The 19,089-nt window shown below is 72.9% G+C and carries 18 protein-coding genes; 11 read left to right on the forward strand and 7 right to left on the reverse strand.

Going from position 1 to position 19,089, the window contains the following annotated elements:
* Positions 1–128 precede the first annotated feature (128 nt).
* From HDR73_RS14270 to HDR73_RS14290, 5 genes are all read right to left on the reverse strand, one after another.
* On the reverse strand, positions 129–1,331 hold the full coding sequence (locus HDR73_RS14270) for a hypothetical protein (RefSeq protein ID WP_012299381.1): 1,203 nt from the start codon (positions 1,329–1,331) through the stop codon (positions 129–131).
* Complete coding sequence (locus HDR73_RS14275; protein WP_041464611.1) at positions 1,328–2,482, reverse strand: sensor histidine kinase; 1,155 nt, start codon at positions 2,480–2,482, stop codon at positions 1,328–1,330. Before HDR73_RS14275 ends, HDR73_RS14270 begins: the two co-directional genes overlap by 4 nt.
* A 175-nt stretch (positions 2,483–2,657) precedes the next feature.
* The gene (locus HDR73_RS14280) at positions 2,658–3,338 is read right to left on the reverse strand and encodes a response regulator transcription factor (protein ID WP_012299379.1); all 681 of its coding nucleotides are present in this window, start codon (positions 3,336–3,338) and stop codon (positions 2,658–2,660) included.
* A gap of 117 nt (positions 3,339–3,455) precedes the next feature.
* The gene (gene metX, locus HDR73_RS14285; RefSeq protein WP_012299378.1) at positions 3,456–4,667 is read right to left on the reverse strand and encodes a homoserine O-acetyltransferase MetX; all 1,212 of its coding nucleotides are present in this window, start codon (positions 4,665–4,667) and stop codon (positions 3,456–3,458) included.
* A gap of 41 nt (positions 4,668–4,708) precedes the next feature.
* On the reverse strand, positions 4,709–6,079 hold the full coding sequence (locus HDR73_RS14290; protein ID WP_041464610.1) for a bifunctional o-acetylhomoserine/o-acetylserine sulfhydrylase: 1,371 nt from the start codon (positions 6,077–6,079) through the stop codon (positions 4,709–4,711).
* 134 nt (positions 6,080–6,213) lie between these two features.
* On the opposite strand from HDR73_RS14290, the gene HDR73_RS14295 reads away from it, so the two are divergent.
* On the forward strand, positions 6,214–7,011 hold the full coding sequence (locus HDR73_RS14295) for an SDR family oxidoreductase (protein ID WP_012299376.1): 798 nt from the start codon (positions 6,214–6,216) through the stop codon (positions 7,009–7,011).
* A gap of 28 nt (positions 7,012–7,039) precedes the next feature.
* Here HDR73_RS14295 and HDR73_RS14300 read toward each other — a convergent pair whose 3' ends face one another.
* Entirely contained in the window at positions 7,040–7,714 is a 675-nt protein-coding gene (locus tag HDR73_RS14300) for a TetR/AcrR family transcriptional regulator (protein WP_041464609.1), read from the reverse strand.
* A gap of 150 nt (positions 7,715–7,864) precedes the next feature.
* On the opposite strand from HDR73_RS14300, the gene HDR73_RS14305 reads away from it, so the two are divergent.
* The 9 genes from HDR73_RS14305 to HDR73_RS14345 all read left to right on the forward strand — a co-directional run bounded on the left by HDR73_RS14305 (position 7,865) and on the right by HDR73_RS14345 (position 17,334).
* A complete protein-coding gene (locus HDR73_RS14305) occupies positions 7,865–8,905 on the forward strand; it encodes a TerC family protein (protein ID WP_012299374.1) in 1,041 nt (346 codons plus the stop codon).
* On the forward strand, positions 8,902–9,723 hold the full coding sequence (locus tag HDR73_RS14310; RefSeq protein WP_012299373.1) for a PP2C family protein-serine/threonine phosphatase: 822 nt from the start codon (positions 8,902–8,904) through the stop codon (positions 9,721–9,723). Before HDR73_RS14305 ends, HDR73_RS14310 begins: the two co-directional genes overlap by 4 nt.
* Before the next feature lie 65 nt (positions 9,724–9,788).
* Positions 9,789–11,270 (forward strand): 3-isopropylmalate dehydratase large subunit, encoded by a 1,482-nt coding sequence (leuC, locus tag HDR73_RS14315; protein WP_012299372.1) that lies wholly within the window; start codon positions 9,789–9,791, stop codon positions 11,268–11,270.
* Between the two features lie 2 nt (positions 11,271–11,272).
* A complete protein-coding gene (gene leuD, locus HDR73_RS14320) occupies positions 11,273–11,887 on the forward strand; it encodes a 3-isopropylmalate dehydratase small subunit (protein ID WP_012299371.1) in 615 nt (204 codons plus the stop codon).
* Positions 11,888–13,258, forward strand: a complete 1,371-nt coding sequence (gene murA / locus HDR73_RS14325; protein ID WP_012299370.1) for a UDP-N-acetylglucosamine 1-carboxyvinyltransferase — start codon at positions 11,888–11,890, stop codon at positions 13,256–13,258.
* Positions 13,259–13,380: 122 nt separating this feature from the next.
* Complete coding sequence (locus HDR73_RS14330; RefSeq protein WP_041464993.1) at positions 13,381–14,118, forward strand: lysophospholipid acyltransferase family protein; 738 nt, start codon at positions 13,381–13,383, stop codon at positions 14,116–14,118.
* Positions 14,111–15,184, forward strand: a complete 1,074-nt coding sequence (locus HDR73_RS14335) for an NAD(P)H-dependent glycerol-3-phosphate dehydrogenase (RefSeq protein ID WP_012299368.1) — start codon at positions 14,111–14,113, stop codon at positions 15,182–15,184. The genes HDR73_RS14330 and HDR73_RS14335 overlap by 8 nt, the downstream gene beginning before the upstream one ends.
* Positions 15,185–15,186: 2 nt before the next feature.
* Positions 15,187–16,296 (forward strand): D-alanine--D-alanine ligase family protein, encoded by a 1,110-nt coding sequence (locus tag HDR73_RS14340; RefSeq protein ID WP_041464608.1) that lies wholly within the window; start codon positions 15,187–15,189, stop codon positions 16,294–16,296.
* A gap of 39 nt (positions 16,297–16,335) precedes the next feature.
* The gene (locus tag HDR73_RS14345) at positions 16,336–17,334 is read left to right on the forward strand and encodes a glycosyltransferase family 2 protein (RefSeq protein ID WP_086935907.1); all 999 of its coding nucleotides are present in this window, start codon (positions 16,336–16,338) and stop codon (positions 17,332–17,334) included.
* Here the strand turns inward: HDR73_RS14345 and HDR73_RS14350 are convergent.
* On the reverse strand, positions 17,291–17,797 hold the full coding sequence (locus tag HDR73_RS14350; protein WP_012299365.1) for a DUF3515 domain-containing protein: 507 nt from the start codon (positions 17,795–17,797) through the stop codon (positions 17,291–17,293). The genes HDR73_RS14345 and HDR73_RS14350 overlap by 44 nt on opposite strands.
* 24 nt (positions 17,798–17,821) lie before the next feature.
* Between HDR73_RS14350 and HDR73_RS14355 the strand changes: the two genes are divergently transcribed.
* Positions 17,822–18,979, forward strand: coding sequence for a thiamine-phosphate kinase (locus tag HDR73_RS14355; protein WP_012299364.1), 1,158 nt, complete (start codon positions 17,822–17,824; stop codon positions 18,977–18,979).
* Positions 18,980–19,089 lie beyond the last annotated feature (110 nt).

Here is a 19,089-nt window from a genome sequence, read left to right on the forward strand (position 1 = left end):
GCATTACCGTGGGACATCGAGGCCTCCTGGCGATGGTTGAACTGAACAGCTCCATCAAGCCAGGAGGCCTCTTCACACGCCCCGAAGTGTCACCAACGTCATGGCCGAGTACACCTAGTGCGGGGCCCTCACCGGTCGGCGGGGTTGTCCACTACGCAGTCGATGGTGATCAGGAGGCTCGACCCGCGGGTGCTCTCGGTGTGCGTGCCGACCTTGTCGATAGCATCCCACGTCGAGGGATCCAGTCGGGTGCGCGGGAGCCCGGTCGTCGTCACGACGATCGGGACGACGGCGCGTCGGAGCGGCACGGGCTGCGCGCCGGGCGGCCTGCCGCGGAGCGGTCCGAGCGCGAGCTGCACGGAGACCTCGGGCACGCCGCTGCGCCGTTCCGTCGAGGTGAGCAGGAGCCAGACCGCCGAGAGCAGGCCGTCGCGCTGGCGGCGGTCGAGGAGCCCCGCCAGGGCGTTCGGGTCACTGAGGGTGACGTCCGGTCCGAGGAACTCCGACTCCGTGATCGCGTGGTGCAGCCACGTCTCACGGCGGCCCTCGATGAGGTGCAGCCGCAGCTCGGTCGCGAGCGACGCTGCCGTCGAGGCGGCGAGGGGCGACAGGGGGAGCGGCTCCCGCGCGTTGGCGACGTCGTCGAGGAGCTGCTCGGCCGCCAGGTCGAGGCGCGCCAGCTCCTCGGACGCCATCATGCCGACGGCGTAGCGCGGCGCGGACACGGTGCTCTGCACGAGCACGCGGTCCAGCTCCATCTCGGTCAGGCGGCGGAAGCCGCGGACGACCGTCACGCCGAACGCCGCGGGCACCACCGCGCGGGAGATGGCGGAGAGCTCGGGGGCGATGTCGCCGGGGCGCACGGGATCCGAGAACAGGAAGACGAGGAGGAGGACGATGCCCAGGGCGGCGTCGACCGCGAGCACCTCGCGCGCGGCGCCGGCGGCGATGCCCGCGGTGGCGTGCTGCATCACGTCGCCGAGGGGCCACACCGCCACCAGGTCGAGCGCGACGACGATGCCGAGGCCGACGACGAAGACCGCCATGAGCGGGCCGGGCATCCGGTCGCGAAGGGCGCGGATGGCCACGACGACTACGGCGATGAGGGCGACGAGGAGGATCCACGCGGTCGCCGTGAGCCGGGGCGACGGCATGATCCGGTAGTCGAGCGCGAAGCGGACGAGACCGTACCCGATCGCGATGGCGCAGACGACCGCGGATCCCGCGCCCAGGTAGCCGAGGCCGATGGAGGTGGGCTGCGTCGACGTCCCCTCGGGGAGGCGGATGCGACGGCTGGCGCGGGACGGCGCGCTGTCCGCACGGCCGCTCACTTCGGCACCTCGAGGACGACCGTCGTGCCCGACCCGGGAGAGGAGAACAGCCGGGCGTTGCCGCCCACGTCCGTGAGGCGCGCGACGACCGACTCCTTGAAGCCGAGCTTCGCCTGGTCCACGTGCGCGAGGTCGAAGCCGACGCCGGCGTCCGTGACCATCGCGCGCACGGTGGTGTCGTCGTCGGTGATGGTGACGTGCGCCTCCGTGACGCCCGCGTGCCGCCGCACGTTCTCCAGGCACTCCGCGAGCGAGAGGAGGAAGGCGTCGAGGATGTCGCTCGGCAGCAGGACCTGGCCGGTCCCGTGCCAGCTCACCTCGAGGCCCATCCGCCCGAAGCGCTGCTTGACCGACTCCAGCGTGTTGCCGAGCACGGACTGCTCCACGGGCTCCAGGGTGTACCCGCCCGACGCCTGGGGCGTGGGGTTCGCGCCGAGGCGGAGCTGACGGAGGAGGCGCGCGTCGTCGGCCGCCTGCTGGCGCATGGCCTGCGGCGTGACGCCGACCCCGGAGTGCGCGAGCAGCGTGAGGGTCGCGAGCACGGTGTCGTGCAGGAGCCGGGCGCCCTGCCGCCGCTGCGCCTCGAGCTCGCTCGCCATGCGCTCGGCGCGGTGGGCGCGCCCGATGTCGGTGATGCGGCGACCGACCCGGTGCACGGCCACGCTCAGCCAGTAGCCGAGGATCCCCGCGAGCATCCAGCCGAACACGTGCACGAGCACGACGTAGGGGAAGGCGGCCGTGGCCCAGGACGCTACGACGGCGACCGCGCTGGTGAGCACGAAGGCGGCCGCCACGATGCGGAGCCGGCCAGATCGGACGGTCCCGAGGAGGGCGAGCGACCCGATGCCGCCCACGGAGATGTGGGTGAGCGCGGTGAGCGACGACGCGGAGCGCCCGCCGAGCTGGGCGACGACCATGGCCGCGAGGCCGGCCACGAGCACGACGACCATCCACCTGACGCTCGCGTCCGTCCCGATCCTCCACTGGGCGACGGCGAGCACGGCCAGGAGCGCGAGGCTCCCGGCTGCCGCGGGGACGGGGATCTCGCCCGCCAGCAGGATGCACGCGGCGGCGACCGCGGAGAAGCTGAGGCCGTACACGCGTGCGGTCCGCTGCAGTAGGCGCTCGCGCTCGCGCTTCATGCGATCCATCGGGTCCTCGCTCGGAGTGCGCCGACGCCGGTGGCGTGCGCTCGGTGTGCCTCCGATCCTAGGCGCGTCCGTCACGCCGGAGGCACGCCCGCGTGACGGCCGGGGCCGATTGTCCACATGCCGTATGATCGCCCGCCGCCGGGCGGGTCCGGGTGGGCTCGGGCCGGTCGACGTCCTATTCCGGCGCGATCCAGCCGTGGCGGATCGCGTGGCGCCGGAGTAGGAGCTTGGTCCCGAGGTCCGTCCCCGCGTGCAAGTACTTGCGGCGGCCCCGCTTGATGTACGACTTGACGGTCTCCTCCGTCGTGCTCATCGCCTCGGCGACGTCGCGGACCGACCGTCCGCCCGCGTAGAGCACGAGCGCGCGCTGCTCCTGCTGGCCGAGCCGCGGGTCCTCCTCGGCGTGGAAGTCCTGCATCGCCTGCTGCACGAGCGCGCTCTGTCGGGGCGTGCCGTCGGCCGCCGCGTGGATGCTGGCGATCAGCTCCTCGGACGACTCGGCCTTGGGCACGACGGCGGACGCGCCCGCGCGCATGGCGCCGTGGATGGTGGAGGGGTCGGCGTGCGTGCTCAGCAGCACGGACGTGAGGCCGGCGCCCGCGAGCGTGCGGATCTTCTGTGCGACCGGGACCTCGTCGCGCAGCGCGAGGTCGAGGACGACCACGTCGAAGGCATCTGGGAAGCGGTCGTCGCGCACGAGCCCGCTCCAGGTGGGGGAGGTCGCGACCACCTCGACGCCCGTGCGGGGACGGGAGAGCCGTGCGCTCAGCCCGTCGAGCAGGAGGACGTGGTCGTCGACCAGCGCCACGCGGACCCGTTGGCCCTGGCCCGTCGCGTGCAGCGGACGTCGGCTCATCGGTGCTCCCCTCGTGCCGGAGCCCGGAGGCGGCGGCGTGCTCCCAGGGGAAGCATAGGAACGCATGATGTCGCGGGCGATGCCGCGGCCGGAACTCACCCCCGGACTGGGGCGCTCCTACGCGCGGGTGTCGAGCAGGCGCGCGAGCTCGCGTCCCACGGCCTGGTTCTCGATGAGGAACCCGTCGTGTCCGTAGTCGGAGGAGATCACCACGACCTGCCCGCCGTCGACGGATCCGGGCACGGCCTGCGCGATGAGCCGCTGGTCCGGCACGGGGAACAGGCGGTCGCTGTCGATGCCCACCACGAGGGTCGCCGCCCGCACCCGCGCGAGAGCCGCCTCCACCCCGCCGCGGTCGCGGCCCACGTCGTGCGAGCTCATCGCGTCGATGAGGCGGATGTAGCTGGTCGCGTCGAAGCGCCGGGTGAACTTGTTGCCGTGGAAGTCGAGGTAGGACTCCACGGCGTAGCGGCCCTCGTCGCCCATGGGGCTGATGCCGCTCTGCCAGGAGCGGGAGAAGCGCTGGTTCAGCTCGTGCGGGCTCCGGTAGTTCAGCAGCGCCATGCGGCGCGCGAGCGCGAGCCCGCGGTGCGGGCCGTCCCCGTCCGCCGCGTCGAAGTAGTCGCCGTCGCGGTAGGCGGGATCCATCCGGATCGCCTCGGCCTGCACCGAGTTGAGAGCGATCTGGTCGGCGCTGGCGATGGCCGGGGCGGCGAGGATCGCGAGCCGGCGCATCCGGTCGGGGAACCCCACGCCCCACTCGAGCGCCTGCATCCCGCCCATGGACCCGCCGACGACGGCCGCCCACACGTCGATGCCGAGCGCGTCCGCGAGGGCCGCCTGGACGGCGACCTGGTCGCGGATCGTGATGTAGGGGAACCGGTCGGCCCACTCGGCGCCGTCGGACGCCAGGGATGCGGGGCCGGTCGTGCCCTGGCAGCCGCCCAGCATGTTGGGGGCGACGACGAACCAGCGGTCGGTGTCGATGGCGAGCCCCGGCCCCACGATGCCCGACCACCACCCGCCGGTCGGCTGCCCGGGACCCGCGGGTCCGCGGAGGTGGCTGTCGCCCGTGAGCGCGTGCAGCACGAGCACGGCGTTCCCGCCGTCGGGGTCGCGCTCGCCGAAGGTCTCGTACGCGACGCGCACCGAGGGGATCCGCCCGCCCGCCTCCAGGTCGATGCCGCCCACCGAGGCGAACAGCCGGTCGGCGACGGGATCGCCCTCGCGCCAGGCGCCCGACGCGGGCGGGCGGCCGATCAGGGAGCGAATCTGCGCGTCCGTCACGAGGCTCGACGGGACGGTGTCCTCGGGTGTCTGCCAGTCCATCCCGATCAGTGAAGCACCCGCGGCGGACGCGCGCCCGAGTGTTACGCCCCGCTCGGCCGGGTGCCGGCGAGCGCGGCCGGTGCGGCGCCGTCCTTCACGGCCCGCGCGGCCGGCAGCCCGGCCGCGAGGTCGTCGATGATGTCGTCGATGCTCTCGAGCCCGACCGAGAGCCGCACGAGTCCCGGCGTGACGCCGGCCGTCAGCTGCTGCTCCGGCGTCAGCTGCGCGTGGGTGGTCGAGGCCGGGTGGATCACCAGGCTCCGCACGTCGCCGATGTTCGCCAGGTGGCTGAACAGCTGCAGCGAGTCGACGAGCGCGCGCCCGGCGTCCACCCCGCCCTTCAGCTCGAAGGACAGCACGGCTCCGACGCCGAGCGGTGCGTACCGGTTCGCCGCCGCGTACGAGGGGCTCGTCGGCAGGCCCGCGTAGTAGACGTCCGCGAGGTCGTCGTGCGCGTCGAGCCACTCCGCGACCGCCTGGGCGTTCTGCACGTGCCGCTCGATCCTGAGGCTCAGCGTCTCGATGCCCTGGATGAGCTGCCAGGCGCTCGCCGGGGCGATGGACGCCCCGAGGTCGCGCAGCAGCTGCACGCGCGCCTTGGTGATGTACGCGACGCCGTCGCCGACGGCCTCGGCGTAGGTGACGCCGTGGTACGACGGGTCGGGGGTCGTGAGGCCGGGGAAGCGCTCGCCGTGCTCGGACCACGGGAACCGGCCGCCGTCGACGACGAGCCCGCCGATGACCGTGCCGTGCCCGCCGAGGAACTTCGTCGCCGAGTGCACCACGACGTCGGCGCCGTGCTCGAACGGCCGGATGAGGTACGGCGTGGCGATGGTGTTGTCCACGATGAGCGGCACGCCCGCGGCGTGCGCCTGGTCGGCGACCGCGCGGATGTCGAGGATGTTGATGCGCGGGTTGCCGATCGTCTCCGCGAAGAAGAGCTTGGTGTCGGGGCGGACCGCCCGGGCCCATGCCGCGGGGTCGTCCTGGTCCTCGACGAACGTCGTCTCGATCCCGAGCTTCGCGAGCGTGTACTTGAAGAGGTTGTACGTGCCGCCGTATATCGACGAGCTCGAGACGATGTGGTCGCCCGCCTGGGCGATGTTGAGCACCGCGAACGTCGACGCGGACTGTCCCGAGGCGACCAGGAGCGCAGCCGTGCCTCCCTCCAGGGCGGCGATGCGCTCCTCGACGACGGCCTGCGTGGGGTTCATCATTCGCCCGTAGATGTTGCCCGGCTGCGCCAGCGCGAAGAGGTCCTGCGCGTGCTGGGAGTCGTCGAACACGTAGGACGTGGTCTGGTAGATCGGCGTCGCGCGGGCGTGGGTGACCGGATCCGGCGCCGCCCCCGCGTGGATCTGCTGCGTCTCGAAGCGCCAGCCCGCTGCCCGGTCCTCGTCGTGGTCGCTCATCGTCGTGCCTTCCCTCGTGCGTCGGTGCCGCCCGTGCGGGCGCACCACGACAGTAGGAAGCGCGTCGGCGGCCGGTCAACGCGAGCCGTCGCGGGGCGTAACCCGTCGGCACCCGCGTTCCCTACGCTGGGCTCATGTCCACAGCCAAGAGGGTCGTCGTCACGGGTGCGAGCTCGGGGATCGGCGCCGCCACCGTCCGCCTGTTCCGGAGCCGGGGGTGGGACGTCGTCGCCGTCGCCCGCCGCGAGGACCGCCTGCGCGCGCTCGCCGAGGAGACGGGCGCGACGTACGCCGTCGCCGACCTCACGGTGCAGGCCGACGTCGACGCGCTGCGCGACCACCTGCGCGAGACCGGTCACGTCCACGCCCTCGTGAACAACGCCGGGGGAGCCGTCGGCACCGACTCGGTCGAGGGCGGATCGCCGGAGGACTGGGCCTGGATCTACGAGATCAACGTGCTCGCCGTGCAGCGCGTGACCGCCGCCCTGCTACCGCTGCTGCGCGCCAGCGTCCCCGAGGGCGGCAGCGCCGACATCGTGACCGTGAGCTCCATCGCCGCGCACGTGCCCTACGAGGGCGGCGGCGGCTACAACGCCGCCAAGGCCGCCGTGCACGCGATGCTCGGGGTGCTCCGCCTGGAGCTCGCGGGGGAGCCCATCCGCGTGATCGAGATCGCCCCCGGCCAGGTGCGCACGGAGGAGTTCTCGCTCGTGCGCTTCGGCGGCGACCGGGCGAAGGCGGACGCGGTCTACGACGGGGTGCCCGGGCCGCTCACCGCGGAGGATGTCGCCTCGGCGATCGTGCACGCGGTGGAGCTGCCGCCGCACGTGAACGTGGACCTGCTCACCCTCAAGCCGGTGGCGCAGGCCGCGCCGCACAAGCTGGTGCGGAGGCCGCTCGCGGTCCGCGAGGAGCTGACCGACCGGACATGAGCCCCGCCGGCGACAGCGCGCCGGGTGGTCAGGCGGCGGGCGCGGCCGCCACGGCCGGGACGGCGGGCAGCGGGCCTGTGAGGAACTCCTGCACGACGGGCCCGTGGAGCGCGACGACCGTCTCGTGCGACATGCTCGCGATGGGCTCCATCCGCCAGATGTAGCGGGTGATGGCGATGCCGCCGAGGGCGGCGCCGACGAGGGAGTTGCGGATGCCCGCCTCCTCGGCGGATGTCTCCTCCGGCAGCGCGCTCATCCAGTGCTGCGGGGCCGCCTCGGCGAACCGCCTGTAGGCGGCGCTGTCGTGGTCGGACGACACGGTGACCCAGCGCATGATGGTGGATCCGACCGGGTGCTCCCACGTGTGCAGCGCCGCGGAGACGAGGGCGGCGCCGCGCTCCTCGATGGGCAGCACCCGCAGCCGGAGGTACGGGGCGATGAGGTCCTCCGAGGGGCGCAGCGCCTCCTCGAGCAGGGCCTCGAGCGATCCGAAGTAGTAGCGGACGAGGCTCGGGTCGACCCCGGCCGCCGCGGCGATGCGGCGGGCGCTCACGCGGTCGGCTCCCGACTCGATGAAGAGCATGCGGGCCGCCTCGATGATGCTGGCTCGGGCGTCGCCCGAGGTGCGGGGGCCGCGACGCCGGGGTCCGGTGTCCTCCCCGCCGTGGTCGGGTGCATCGAGCTCGTTCGCCAGTACGGACATGGGGCGTCCCTCTCGTGTCATGAGCGACCACCGTAACCGCGGGCCGATGGCCGGATGCCCCGGATGGGGGAATTGTGAACAACCCGTCGGCCGCCATGTAGTTTCGTCGAGGCATGTCCGTGCCGTTCCCATGCTGCAGAAAGCCACCGCGTGCCCCTGGACCTCCCCCTCCCGTTCGAGATCGTCTCCCTGACGGTGCTCCTCCTCGTCCTCGTCGCCGACCTGCTGATCGTCTACCGGCGACCGCACGTCCCGTCGACGAAGGAGTCGGCACTCTGGGTCGCCTTCTACGTGGGCCTCGCGCTGGTGTTCGCGGTCATCATGCTGTTCGTCGCGGGCGGCGAGCACGCGGGACAGTTCCTCGCGGGGTGGCTGACGGAGTACAGCCTCAGCATCGACAACCTGTTCGTGTTCGTCATCATCATGAGCCGGTTCAGCGTGCCCAGGAAGTACCAGCAGGAGGTGCTCATGGTGGGCATCATCATCGCGCTGGTGCTGCGCGGGATCTTCATCCTGCTGGGCGCGGAGCTCATCGAGAGCTACAGCTGGATCTTCTACATCTTCGGCGCGTTCCTGCTCTACACGGCGGTCAAGCAGGCGGTGGGCGACGAGGACGAGGAGAGCGAGGACTCACTGTTCATCCGGTTCCTCCGCCGGCGCCTCAAGATCGCGCCCGACTTCGACGGCGCGAAGGTGCGCACCGTGATCGACGGCCGCAAGGTGCTGACGCCGATGGTGATCGTCTTCGTGTCGATCGGCACCACCGACCTGATCTTCGCCCTCGACTCGATCCCGGCCATCTTCGGCATCACCGAGTCGCCGTTCATCGTCTTCACTGCGAACATCTTCGCCCTCATGGGTCTCCGCCAGCTCTACTTCCTGCTGGGCGGCCTGCTCGACCGGCTCGTGTACCTCAAGTACGGGATCGCGTTCATCCTCTTCTTCATCGGCGTGAAGCTGGTGCTGCACGCGATGCACGAGAACACGCTGCCGTTCGTCAACGGCGGGGAGGGCATCGAGTGGGCGCCCGAGATCCCGACGCTCGTGAGCCTCGTCGTGATCCTCGCGTCGATGGTGGTCGCGACCGTCGCCAGCCTCATCAAGATGCGCGTCGACGGGATCCCCGTCACCGGGGCCGACGCCGAGCCCGCTCCGGTCGAGCGCGGCGACGACGACCGGGACGCCCGGTGACCGAGGCCCGCGCCATCGCGCTCGGCGGGCGCCGCATCGACGTCACGTGGGCCGCCCGCACGGACGTCGGCAGCGTCCGCGCCGTGAACGAGGACGGGCTCCTCGCCGACCCGCCCGTGTGGCTCGTGGCCGACGGCATGGGCGGGCACGCGTTCGGCGACCGCGCCAGCGCCACCCTCGTGGAGACCTTCGGCGGCCTGTCCGGCGACGCGCCCGTTACGCGCGACCTCATCGTCGAGGCGGTGGACGCGTCCAACGACGCGATCGGCGACCTCATCACGGGCGACGACCCGCCCGGAACCGTGGCCGGCACCACGCTCGCGGGCGTCGCGCTCGTGCGCTCGGACGCAGGCGACCCGCTCTGGATGGTCTTCAACGTCGGCGACTCGCGCGTCTACGCCTGGACGGACGGTCGCCTCGAGCAGGTGACCATCGACCACTCCGCCGTGCAGGAGCTCGTCGACCAGGGCCGCATGACCCGCGCGGAGGCCGAACGGAGCCCGGTGCGGAACCTCATCACCCGGGCCGTCGGATCCCACGACGAGGTCGCCGCCGACGAGTGGCTGCTGCCGGTCGTCGACCACCAGGCTTTCCTCATCTGCTCCGACGGGCTCACCAAGGAGCTCGACGACCAGGCGATCTCCGGCGTGCTGCAGCTCGCGCACGCGGACGGCGGCGGCGTCGACCGCGCGGCGGACGCGCTCGTCGCGCAGGCGCTCGCATCCGGCGGCCGCGACAACGTCACCGTGGTGGTGATCGAGGCCCGCGCCCACGACGAGCCGCTCGACGACGGGACCGCGGGCGCGCCCACCACCTGAGGAATAGCCGCGGGCACCCGGCGTTAGACTCCCATGATGCGCGTGGGGACCCTCGCGCCACTGCCATGAGGAGAGCCGTGCAGCCTGCGAAGACCCTGGCCGAGAAGGTGTGGGCCGACCACCTGGTCGCCGAGGGGGAGGACGGCACGCCCGACCTCCTATACATCGACCTCCACCTCGTGCACGAGGTCACCAGCCCGCAGGCGTTCGACGGCCTCCGGCTCGCCGGCCGCCCCGTGCGCCGCCCCGACCTCACGATCGCGACCGAGGACCACAACACGCCGACCATCGGCATCGACCGGCCGATCGCCGACTTGACGAGCCGCACGCAGATCCACACCCTCCGCAGGAACGCGGAGGAGTTCGGGATCCGGCTGCACTCGCTCGGCGACATCGAGCAGGGCATCGTCCACGTGGTCGGCCCGCAGCTCGGCCTCACGATGCCGGGCATCACGGTCGTCTGCGGCGACTCCCACACCTCCACCCACGGGGCGTTCGGCGCGATGGCCTTCGGCATCGGCACGAGCGAGGTCGAGCACGTGATGGCCACCCAGACGCTGCCCCTCCAGCCCTTCAAGACCATGGCGGTCACGGTCGAGGGCACGCTCCGACCCGGCGTCACCGCGAAGGACATCATCCTCGCGGTCATCGCGCAGATCGGCACCGGCGGCGGGCAGGGCTACGTGCTCGAGTACCGCGGCAGCGCCATCCGCTCGCTCTCCATGGAGGGCCGCATGACCATCTGCAACATGTCCATCGAGGCGGGCGCGCGTGCGGGCATGGTCGCCCCCGACCAGACCACCTACGACTACCTGAGGGGCCGCCCGCACGCGCCGACCGGCGCCGACTGGGACGAGGCCGTCGCCTACTGGGACACCCTCGCGACCGACGATGACGCCGTGTTCGACGCCGAGGTGTTCCTCGACGCCGACACCCTCGAGCCCTTCGTCACCTGGGGCACCAACCCCGGCCAGGGCGTCTCGCTCAGCGAGCCCGTGCCGGATCCCGCGGCCGTCGCGGATCCGAACGAGCGTGCCGCCGCCGAGCGGGCGCTCGCGTACATGGACCTCGCCCCGGGCACGCCCATGAAGGAGATCGCGGTCGACACCGTGTTCATCGGCTCCTGCACCAACAGCCGCGTGGAGGACCTGCGCGCCGCCGCCGAGATCGTGCGCGGCCGCACCAAGGCCGAGGGCGTCCGCGTGATGGTCGTCCCGGGCAGCGCGCGCGTGCGCCTCGAGGCGGAGGCGGAGGGGATCGACAAGGTCTTCACTGACTTCGGCGCCGAGTGGCGCTTCGCCGGCTGCTCCATGTGCCTCGGGATGAACCCCGACCAGCTCGCGCCGGGCGAGCGCTGCGCGTCCACGAGCAACCGCAACTTCGAGGGCCGCCAGGGAAAGGGCGGGCGCACGCACCTCGTGTCGCCGCTCGTGGCCGCGGCGACCGCCATCCGCGGCACGCTCTCGAGCCCCTGGGACCTGCAGGAGGACGGCGTCGTCGACGCCGCGTCCATCCGCCAGGCCGCCGCCGTCGGACAGGGGATCTGACCATGGAGCCCATCAGCCGCGTCACCGGCACCGCCGTCCCGCTCAAGCAGTCGAACGTCGACACCGACCAGATCATCCCCGCCCAGTTCCTCAAGCGCGTCACCAAGACCGGCTTCGAGGACGCGCTGTTCTTCCAGTGGCGGCAGGATCCCGACTTCTTCATCAACCAGCCGGTCTACGAGGGCGCGACCGTCCTCGTCGCCGGACCGGACTTCGGCACGGGCTCGTCCCGTGAGCACGCCGTGTGGGCGCTGCGCGACTACGGCTTCCGGGCCGTGCTCAGCCCGAGGTTCGGCGACATCTTCCGGGGCAACTCGGGGAAGCAGGGCCTCCTCACGGGCATCGTGACGGAGGACGACGTCGAGAGGCTGTGGGCCGCGATGGACGCGGAGCCCGGACTCGACCTCACCGTCGACCTCGTCGAGCGGGTCGCCACGGCACCCGGCCTGGCGGTCCCGTTCGAGATCGACGAATACACTCGGTGGCGGCTCCTGGAGGGGCTCGACGACATCGCCCTCACCCTCCGGGACGAGGACGCCATCACCACCTTCGAACACGGACGGGCCGCATGGCGCCCGCGCACCTTGCCGGCCCGGCCGGCAGCTCTGGAGAACTGAATGAACTCACTAGTCAGCGACGCCAAGAACGCGGGGGAGCGGGTGGGCCTCATGTCCGACTCCATCGTCATCAACGGCGGCATCCCGCTGCGCGGCCGCATCGAGGTCCGTGGGGCCAAGAACCTGGCCACCAAGGCCATGGTCGCCTCGCTCCTCGGCGAGAGCCCCAGCCTCCTTCGCTCGGTGCCGGACATCAGCGACGTCCGCGTCGTCTCGGGCCTGCTCGAGGTGCACGGCGTCACGCTCCGCAAGGGCGAGAAGGAGGGCGACCTCATCCTCGACCCGAAGGACGTCGAGAGCGCCCACATGGCGGACATCGACGCGCACGCGGGCAGCTCCCGCATCCCGATCCTCTTCTGCGGCCCGCTGCTGCACCGGCTCGGCGAGGCGTTCATCCCCGACCTCGGCGGCTGCCGCATCGGCGACCGCCCCATCGACTTCCACCTCGACGCGCTGCGCGCGTTCGGCGCCGTCGTCGAGAAGCTCCCGAGCGGCATCCGCCTCACGGCCCCGAACGGGCTGAAGGGCGCCAACGTCGAGCTGCCCTACCCGAGCGTCGGCGCGACCGAGCAGGTGCTGCTCACGGGCGTGCGCGCCCAGGGCATCACGGAGCTGAAGAACGCGGCCATCGAGCCCGAGATCATGGACCTCATCGCGATCCTGCAGAAGATGGGCGCGATCATCTCCGTGGAGCCGAACCGCGTGATCCTCATCGAGGGCGTCGACCGCCTCGAGGGCTACACGCACCGCGCGCTCTTCGACCGCAACGAGGCCGCGAGCTGGGCCTCGGCCGCGCTCGCGACCGGCGGCGACATCTTCGTCGGCGGCGTGCGCCAGGCTGAGATGATGACGTTCCTCAACGTGTTCCGGAAGGTCGGCGGCGCGTTCGACATCGAGGAGGACGGCATCCGGTTCTACCACCCGGGAGGCGACCTCAAGCCCGTGGTCATCGAGACCGACGTGCACCCCGGATTCATGACGGACTGGCAGCAGCCGCTCGTCGTGGCGCTCACGCAGGCGCCCGGCGTCTCGATCATCCACGAGACCGTGTACGAGAACCGCTTCGGGTTCACGGACGCGCTCAACGAAATGGGCGCCGACATCGTCGTGCACAAGGAGGGGCTCGAGGGCCACGAGCGCCGCGTCGCGCGACGCGACTTCGAGCAGGCCGCGGTCATCACGGGACCCACCCACCTGCACGGCGCGGACATCACGGTGCCCGACCTGCGCGGCGGGTTCAGCCACCTCATCGCGGCGCTCACGGCCGAGGGCCGGTCCACCGTCAGCAACGTGGGGATCATCTCCCGCGGCTACGAGGACTTCATCGGGAAGCTGCGCCAGCTGGGCGCGGACTTCTCCTACGAGGGATAGCCTCGCCGGCGGTGCCCGCGCCGCCCGCTCCGGCCGGGCGCGTCCATGACGGACGCATCCGGCCCTCCGCCGGGCTGATCCCGGCGGCGACCGACGACGACCGCGACCCGACCGGAGGATCCATGGCGAACGAGAAGGCCCGACCGTCGATCTTCTGGGTGCTGGCGGCCCTCGTCCTGCCGGTGCTCAACGCGGCCGTGCGGTTCGAGATCCGGAACCCCGAGCGGCTGCCGCGGACGGGCTCCTACGTGCTCGCGCCGAACCACTACAGCGAGATCGACCCCGTCGTGATGGGTGCCGTCGCCTGGAAGCTCGGGCGCCTGCCCCGCTTCCTTGCCAAGGCGTCGCTCTTCGACGTGCCGGTCGTCGGCTGGTTCCTCCGCCGCTCCGGCCAGATCCCCGTGCAGCGCGACGGCGGCGTCCGCGGCGGCCAGGCGATCGAGGCCGCGTCGGACCTCGCGCGCGACGGCCGCATCGTCGTCGTGTACCCCGAGGGGACGCTCACCCGCGACCCCGACCTCTGGCCCATGCGCGGCAAGACCGGCGCCGTGCGCCTCGCCCTCCAGGCCGGGATCCCCGTGATCCCCGCCGCGCACTGGGGCACGCAGCAGCTCATGGGCCGCTACTCGAAGCGCGTCCGGCTCTTCCCGCGCACCACCGTCCACGTGGTCATCGGCGAGCCCGTCGACCTCGACCGCTTCCGCGACCGCAGCCTCGACTCCGCGACCCTCACCGAGGCGACCGCCGTCGTCATGGCCGCCATCACCCAGCTCGTGGAGGAGCTGCGCGGCGAGACCGCCCCGACCGAGCGGTGGGATCCCCGCTCCAAGAACCAGAAGGAGACCGGCCGATTTGAGTGACGCGACCGCGAGCCCGACCCCCGCACCCGCCGCATCGACGCCCGACCCGGACGAGGGCGGGGAGCGGCGCCGCGTCGTCGTCCTCGGCGCCGGCAGCTGGGGCACCACCTTCGCCAAGGTCATGGCCGACGGCGGCAGCGACGTCGTCATGTGGGCGCGCCGGCCCGAGCTCGCCCGGGAGATCACGGAGGCCAAGCGCAACAGCGACTACCTGCCGGGGATCAACCTGCCGCAGCGGCTCTCGGCGCACCCGTCGCTCGAGCGCGTGCTCGCCGGTGCCACCGACGTGTTCGTGTCCGTGCCCAGCCAGACGCTGCGCGCCAACCTCGAGGCGGCGCGCGACCTGATCCCGCAGGACGCCGTGGTCGTCAGCCTCATGAAGGGCGTGGAGAAGGGCACGGGCCTCCGGATGAGCGAGGTGATCCAGGAGGTGCTCGGCATCGGTCCGGAGCGCATCGCGGTGGCCTCGGGTCCGAACCTCGCGCTCGAGATCGCCCGGGAGCAGCCCACCGCCGTCGTGGTGTCGTCCGCGGAGCAGGCCACCGCGGAGCGCGTCGCGAAGATCGCCCGCAGCGCCTACTTCCGCTCGTTCGTCAACACCGACGTGATCGGCACGGAGTTCGGCGGCGTGCTCAAGAACCTCATCGCGGTGGCGGTGGGCATCGTCGACGGCGTCGGCTACGGCGAGAACACGAAGGCGTCGATCATCACGCGCGGCCTCGCCGAGATGACGGCGTTCTCGGTCGCCTACGGAGCCCGCGCCGAGACGCTCGCGGGTCTCGCGGGCCTCGGCGACCTCATCGCCACGTGCGAGTCGTCGCTGTCCCGCAACAACACCGCGGGGCGCCTGCTCGGCCAGGGCTACAGCTTCACCGACGTCGTGAAGAGCATGCAGCAGACGGCCGAGGGGCTCTCCTCGGTGGCGCCTGTGCTGGAGCTCGCCCGCCAGCGCGGCGTGCTCATGCCCATCGTGGAGCAGGTGTCGCAGGTGCTGGCGGGCACGCTGTCGCCGCGCGACATCGCGCCGCACCTGACCACCGACGACGACACGCCCCAGGGGGAGTGACCATGACCGCACGGATCCGGGTGGTGCTGCTCTTCGGCGGCACCTCCAGCGAGCACTCCATCAGCTGCGCGACCGCGAGCGGCGTGCTGGGCGCGATCGACCGGGAGCGGTTCGAGGTGATCCCCGTGGGGATCACGCCCCGCGGCGCCTTCACGCTGCAGGAGGACGACGCATCCGCCCTCGCGCTCGACGCCGCGGCCCTGCCCGAGGTCGTCGACGACGGCTCGCGCGTGCGCTGGCCCGAGGACGCGGGCAGCCGCGAGCTCACGGTGCGCGACGCGGACGGCACCGAGCGGTCGCTCGGCCCGGTCGACGTCGTGTTCCCGATCCTGCACGGCACGCAGGGCGAGGACGGGACGGTCCAGGGCATGCTCGAGCTCGCCGGCCTGCCGTACGTCGGGTCGGGCGTTCTCGCCTCGGCGCTCGGCATGGACAAGCACTACGCGAAGACGGTGCTGCGGGCGGCGGGCATCGAGGTGGCGCCGTGGACCACGGTGTCGCGTCAAGAGTGGGCCGCCGACCCCGCGGGCGTCCGTGAGCGTGCCGCCGCGCTCGGGCTGCCGGCGTTCGTGAAGCCCGCGCGGGCCGGGTCCAGCGTGGGCGTCAGCCGCGTCGTCGCGACTGACGGGCTCGACGCCGCCCTCGAGGTCGCGTTCCGCGAGGACGACCGCGTGCTCGTCGAGTCGGGGCTCGTCGGCCGCGAGGTCGAGTGCGCGATCCTCGACGAGGGTCCGGGCCGGGCGCCGAGCGCATCCGTCGCGGGTGAGATCGTGGTGTCCGGCCGCGACTTCTACGACTTCGACGCGAAGTACCTCGGCGCGGACGGCATCGACCTCGTGTGCCCCGCCGACATGACCGACGCGGAGCTCGCCGAACTGCGGGAGCTGTCGATCCGCGCCTTCCGGGCGGTGGACGCGCGCGGGCTGGCCCGCGTGGACTTCTTCCTCACGGCGGACGGCTTCGTGCTCAACGAGATCAACACGATGCCGGGCTTCACGCCCATCTCGATGTTCCCCGCGTGCTGGGAGGCCTCGGGCCTCGCGTACCCGGACCTCATCTCCCGCCTGCTGGACGTGGCGCTCGCGTGGGAGGCGGATGCCGCCCGCGCTTGAGGCCGGTCACGCCCGGGCGATGAGCCTAGGCTCGGACGCATGCTCCTAGGACGATCCGTCGCCCGGCCCCGCCTCCGTCCCGACGCCCGACCCGGTCCGCTCGTGCGGCTCGGCGACCGGGCCTGCGGCGGCCCAGGGGCGTCGCGTCCGGCACGGCTCGGGAGCACCGTGTCGGGGCGCGGCCCGTCGACCGCCCGCCCCACGATCTCGGTCGTCATCCCCGTGCGCGACGACGCGGGGCACCTGCGCGCGTGCCTCCAGGCCCTCGCGGGGCAGACCGTGGCGCCCGACGAGGTCGTGGTGGTCGACAACGCATCCAGCGACGACAGCGCCGAGTTCGCGCGCCTCGCGGGTGCGCGCGTCGTGCACGAGCCCGTCGTGGGGATCCCGGCGGCCGCGTCCGCCGGCTACGACGCCGCGCGCCACGAGGTCATCGCCCGCCTCGACGCCGACTGCGTGCCGCCCGCCGATTGGATCGAGCGCCTCGGCGACGTGCTCGCCGCACGTCCCGACGTCGCCGCCGTCACGGGTGCGGCGCGCTTCCTCGACGGCCCCCGCGCGCTCCGCGGCATCGCGGCCGTCTCCTACCTCGGCGCCTACTTCGGGTCGGTGACGCTCGCGCTCGGGCACCCGCCGCTGTTCGGATCCAACTTCGCGCTCCGCCGGGACGCCTGGCTCGAGGTCCGCGACGAGGTGCACCGCGAGGGCACTCACCTGCACGACGACATCGACCTGTCGGTGCACCTGGGGCCCGAGCACCGCATCGTGCTCGACACGCACCTGCGGATGCAGATCAGCATGCGGCCCCTCACCGCGCCGTCGACCCTGCCGCTGCGGATGAGCCGGGGCATGGCGTCGCTGACCGTGCACTGGCCGCGCGAGCTGCCGTGGCTGCGCTGGTGGCGCACCGGTCGGCTGGCGCTGCACGAGCGCGGTGCGCGGCGCGCGGTCGCGGCCGGGCGGACGGGATCCGCGGAGCCCGCGGGCCTTCCCGTCAGCTCCCCGGAGGCGGCGCGTCGCCGAGGTCCTGCGCGCTGACGCACTTCGCGGTCTGCGGGATGACCGCGACGACGCCGCTGAGGTCGGTGAGCGCGGTGTAGCTCGCCTGCGTGGAGTCGATGACGACCTCGACGGCGGGCGTGCGGCCGTAGGTCGTGTACCGGATGTCGGGGGCGCGCGAGTCGTCCTCGACCCAGTCGACGTCGTCGTAGCTGATGCACGCGTCCGTGGTGGGGCCGGGCGTCGCGACGCCGCAGCGGAGGATCACGGTGCTCTGCGGGTCGCCCCATGCGCCCGTGCCCTGCGCGTCGGTCTCGCGCAGCGGCGCGGTGCCGAGCGTGGCGGGGAGGTGGACGACCACGTCGGCGCAGAGCGGGTCCGTCGCGCCGGGCGCGGCCTCGAGCGAGACCGTGGGGGAGCAGCCGGCGAGGAGGAGGGCGATGCCGCACGCGGCGGCTGCGGCGGCGGTGCGCAGGGCGCGGGCGGGGCGGCGGGGAGTCATCGCGATCAGGCTACCGTGGCAGTCGTGACGACTCCTGGGACGCCCTCCGACGCGGATCCGACCGACGGGGGCTCCGGACGGAGCCGCGTCGACGCGGCCGACGTCCCGACCGACGGCCCGGCCGACGACGACGCGACGCTCGGGAGCGCGGGCGAGCTCGCGACACTGGCGCGGATCCTCCCGCACCTGCCCGAGGCGGACGACGCCGAGGTGGGCCCGGGCGACGACTGCGCGGTCGTGCGCGCCCCGGACGGCCGGTTCGTGATCACCACCGACATGATGATCGAGGGCCCCGACTTCCGCCTCGCCTGGTCGACGCCGCACGACCTCGGGCGGCGCGCCGCGACCTCGAACCTGGCCGACGTGGCCGCCATGGGCGCCCGGCCCACCGCGCTCCTCGTGGCCATCGCCGCCCCCGCGGGCACGCGCGTCGCCGAGCTCGAGGCCCTCGCCGACGGGCTCCGCGAGGGCTGCCGCCTCCAGGCCCCCGGCTGCGGCGTCGTGGGCGGTGACCTGTCCGTCTCGGACGCGCTGGTGATCACGGTCACGGCCACGGGCGACCTCGAGGGGCGCGGTCCCGTGCTGCGCTCGGGGGCCCGACCCGGCGACGTGGTCGCGGTGGCCGGCACGCTCGGCATGGCCGCGGCCGGCGTCCGGCTCCTGTTCGACGAGGCCAGGAGCCCCGACGCGGACGGCGTGCCCGTGCCCGACGCCGCCCTCGCCCGGACGCTCCGGGTGTCCCACCCGGCCGCGGTGGAGGCGCAGCTGGCGCCGGTCGCGCCGCTCACGGCGGGGGTCGACGCGGCGCGCGCCGGGGCGACCGCCATGCTCGACGTCTCCGACGGCCTCCTCCTCGACCTCGGCCGCATGGCCCGCGCGAGCGGCGTGGGCATCGACCTCGGATCCGCCGCCCTCGCCGACGACGCGCGCCGCGTCGCCGCCGCGCACCCGTCGCCGCCGCCCGCGGCGCTCGACCTCGTGCTCACCGGGGGAGAGGACCACGCGCTGGTCGCGGCGTTCCCGGCGGGCGCGGCGCTGCCGGATCCGTTCCGCGCGATCGGCGTGGTCGCGCACGCCGGTCCCGACGGTCCGGCCGTGACGGTCGATGGCGCGCCGTACGCCGGGCCGCAGACGGCGCTCGGCGGGTGGGATCCCTACGCGGACTGGGACGGGGCGCGCTAGGTGTACTCGGCCGTGACGTTGGTGACACTTCGGGGCGTGTGAAGAGGCCTCCTGGCTTGATGGAGCTGTTCAGTTCAACCATCGCCAGGAGGCCTCGATGTCCCACGGTA

The sequence above is a fragment of the Clavibacter sp. genome (genome assembly GCF_014802555.1).
Lineage (GTDB): Bacteria > Actinomycetota > Actinomycetes > Actinomycetales > Microbacteriaceae > Clavibacter > Clavibacter sepedonicus.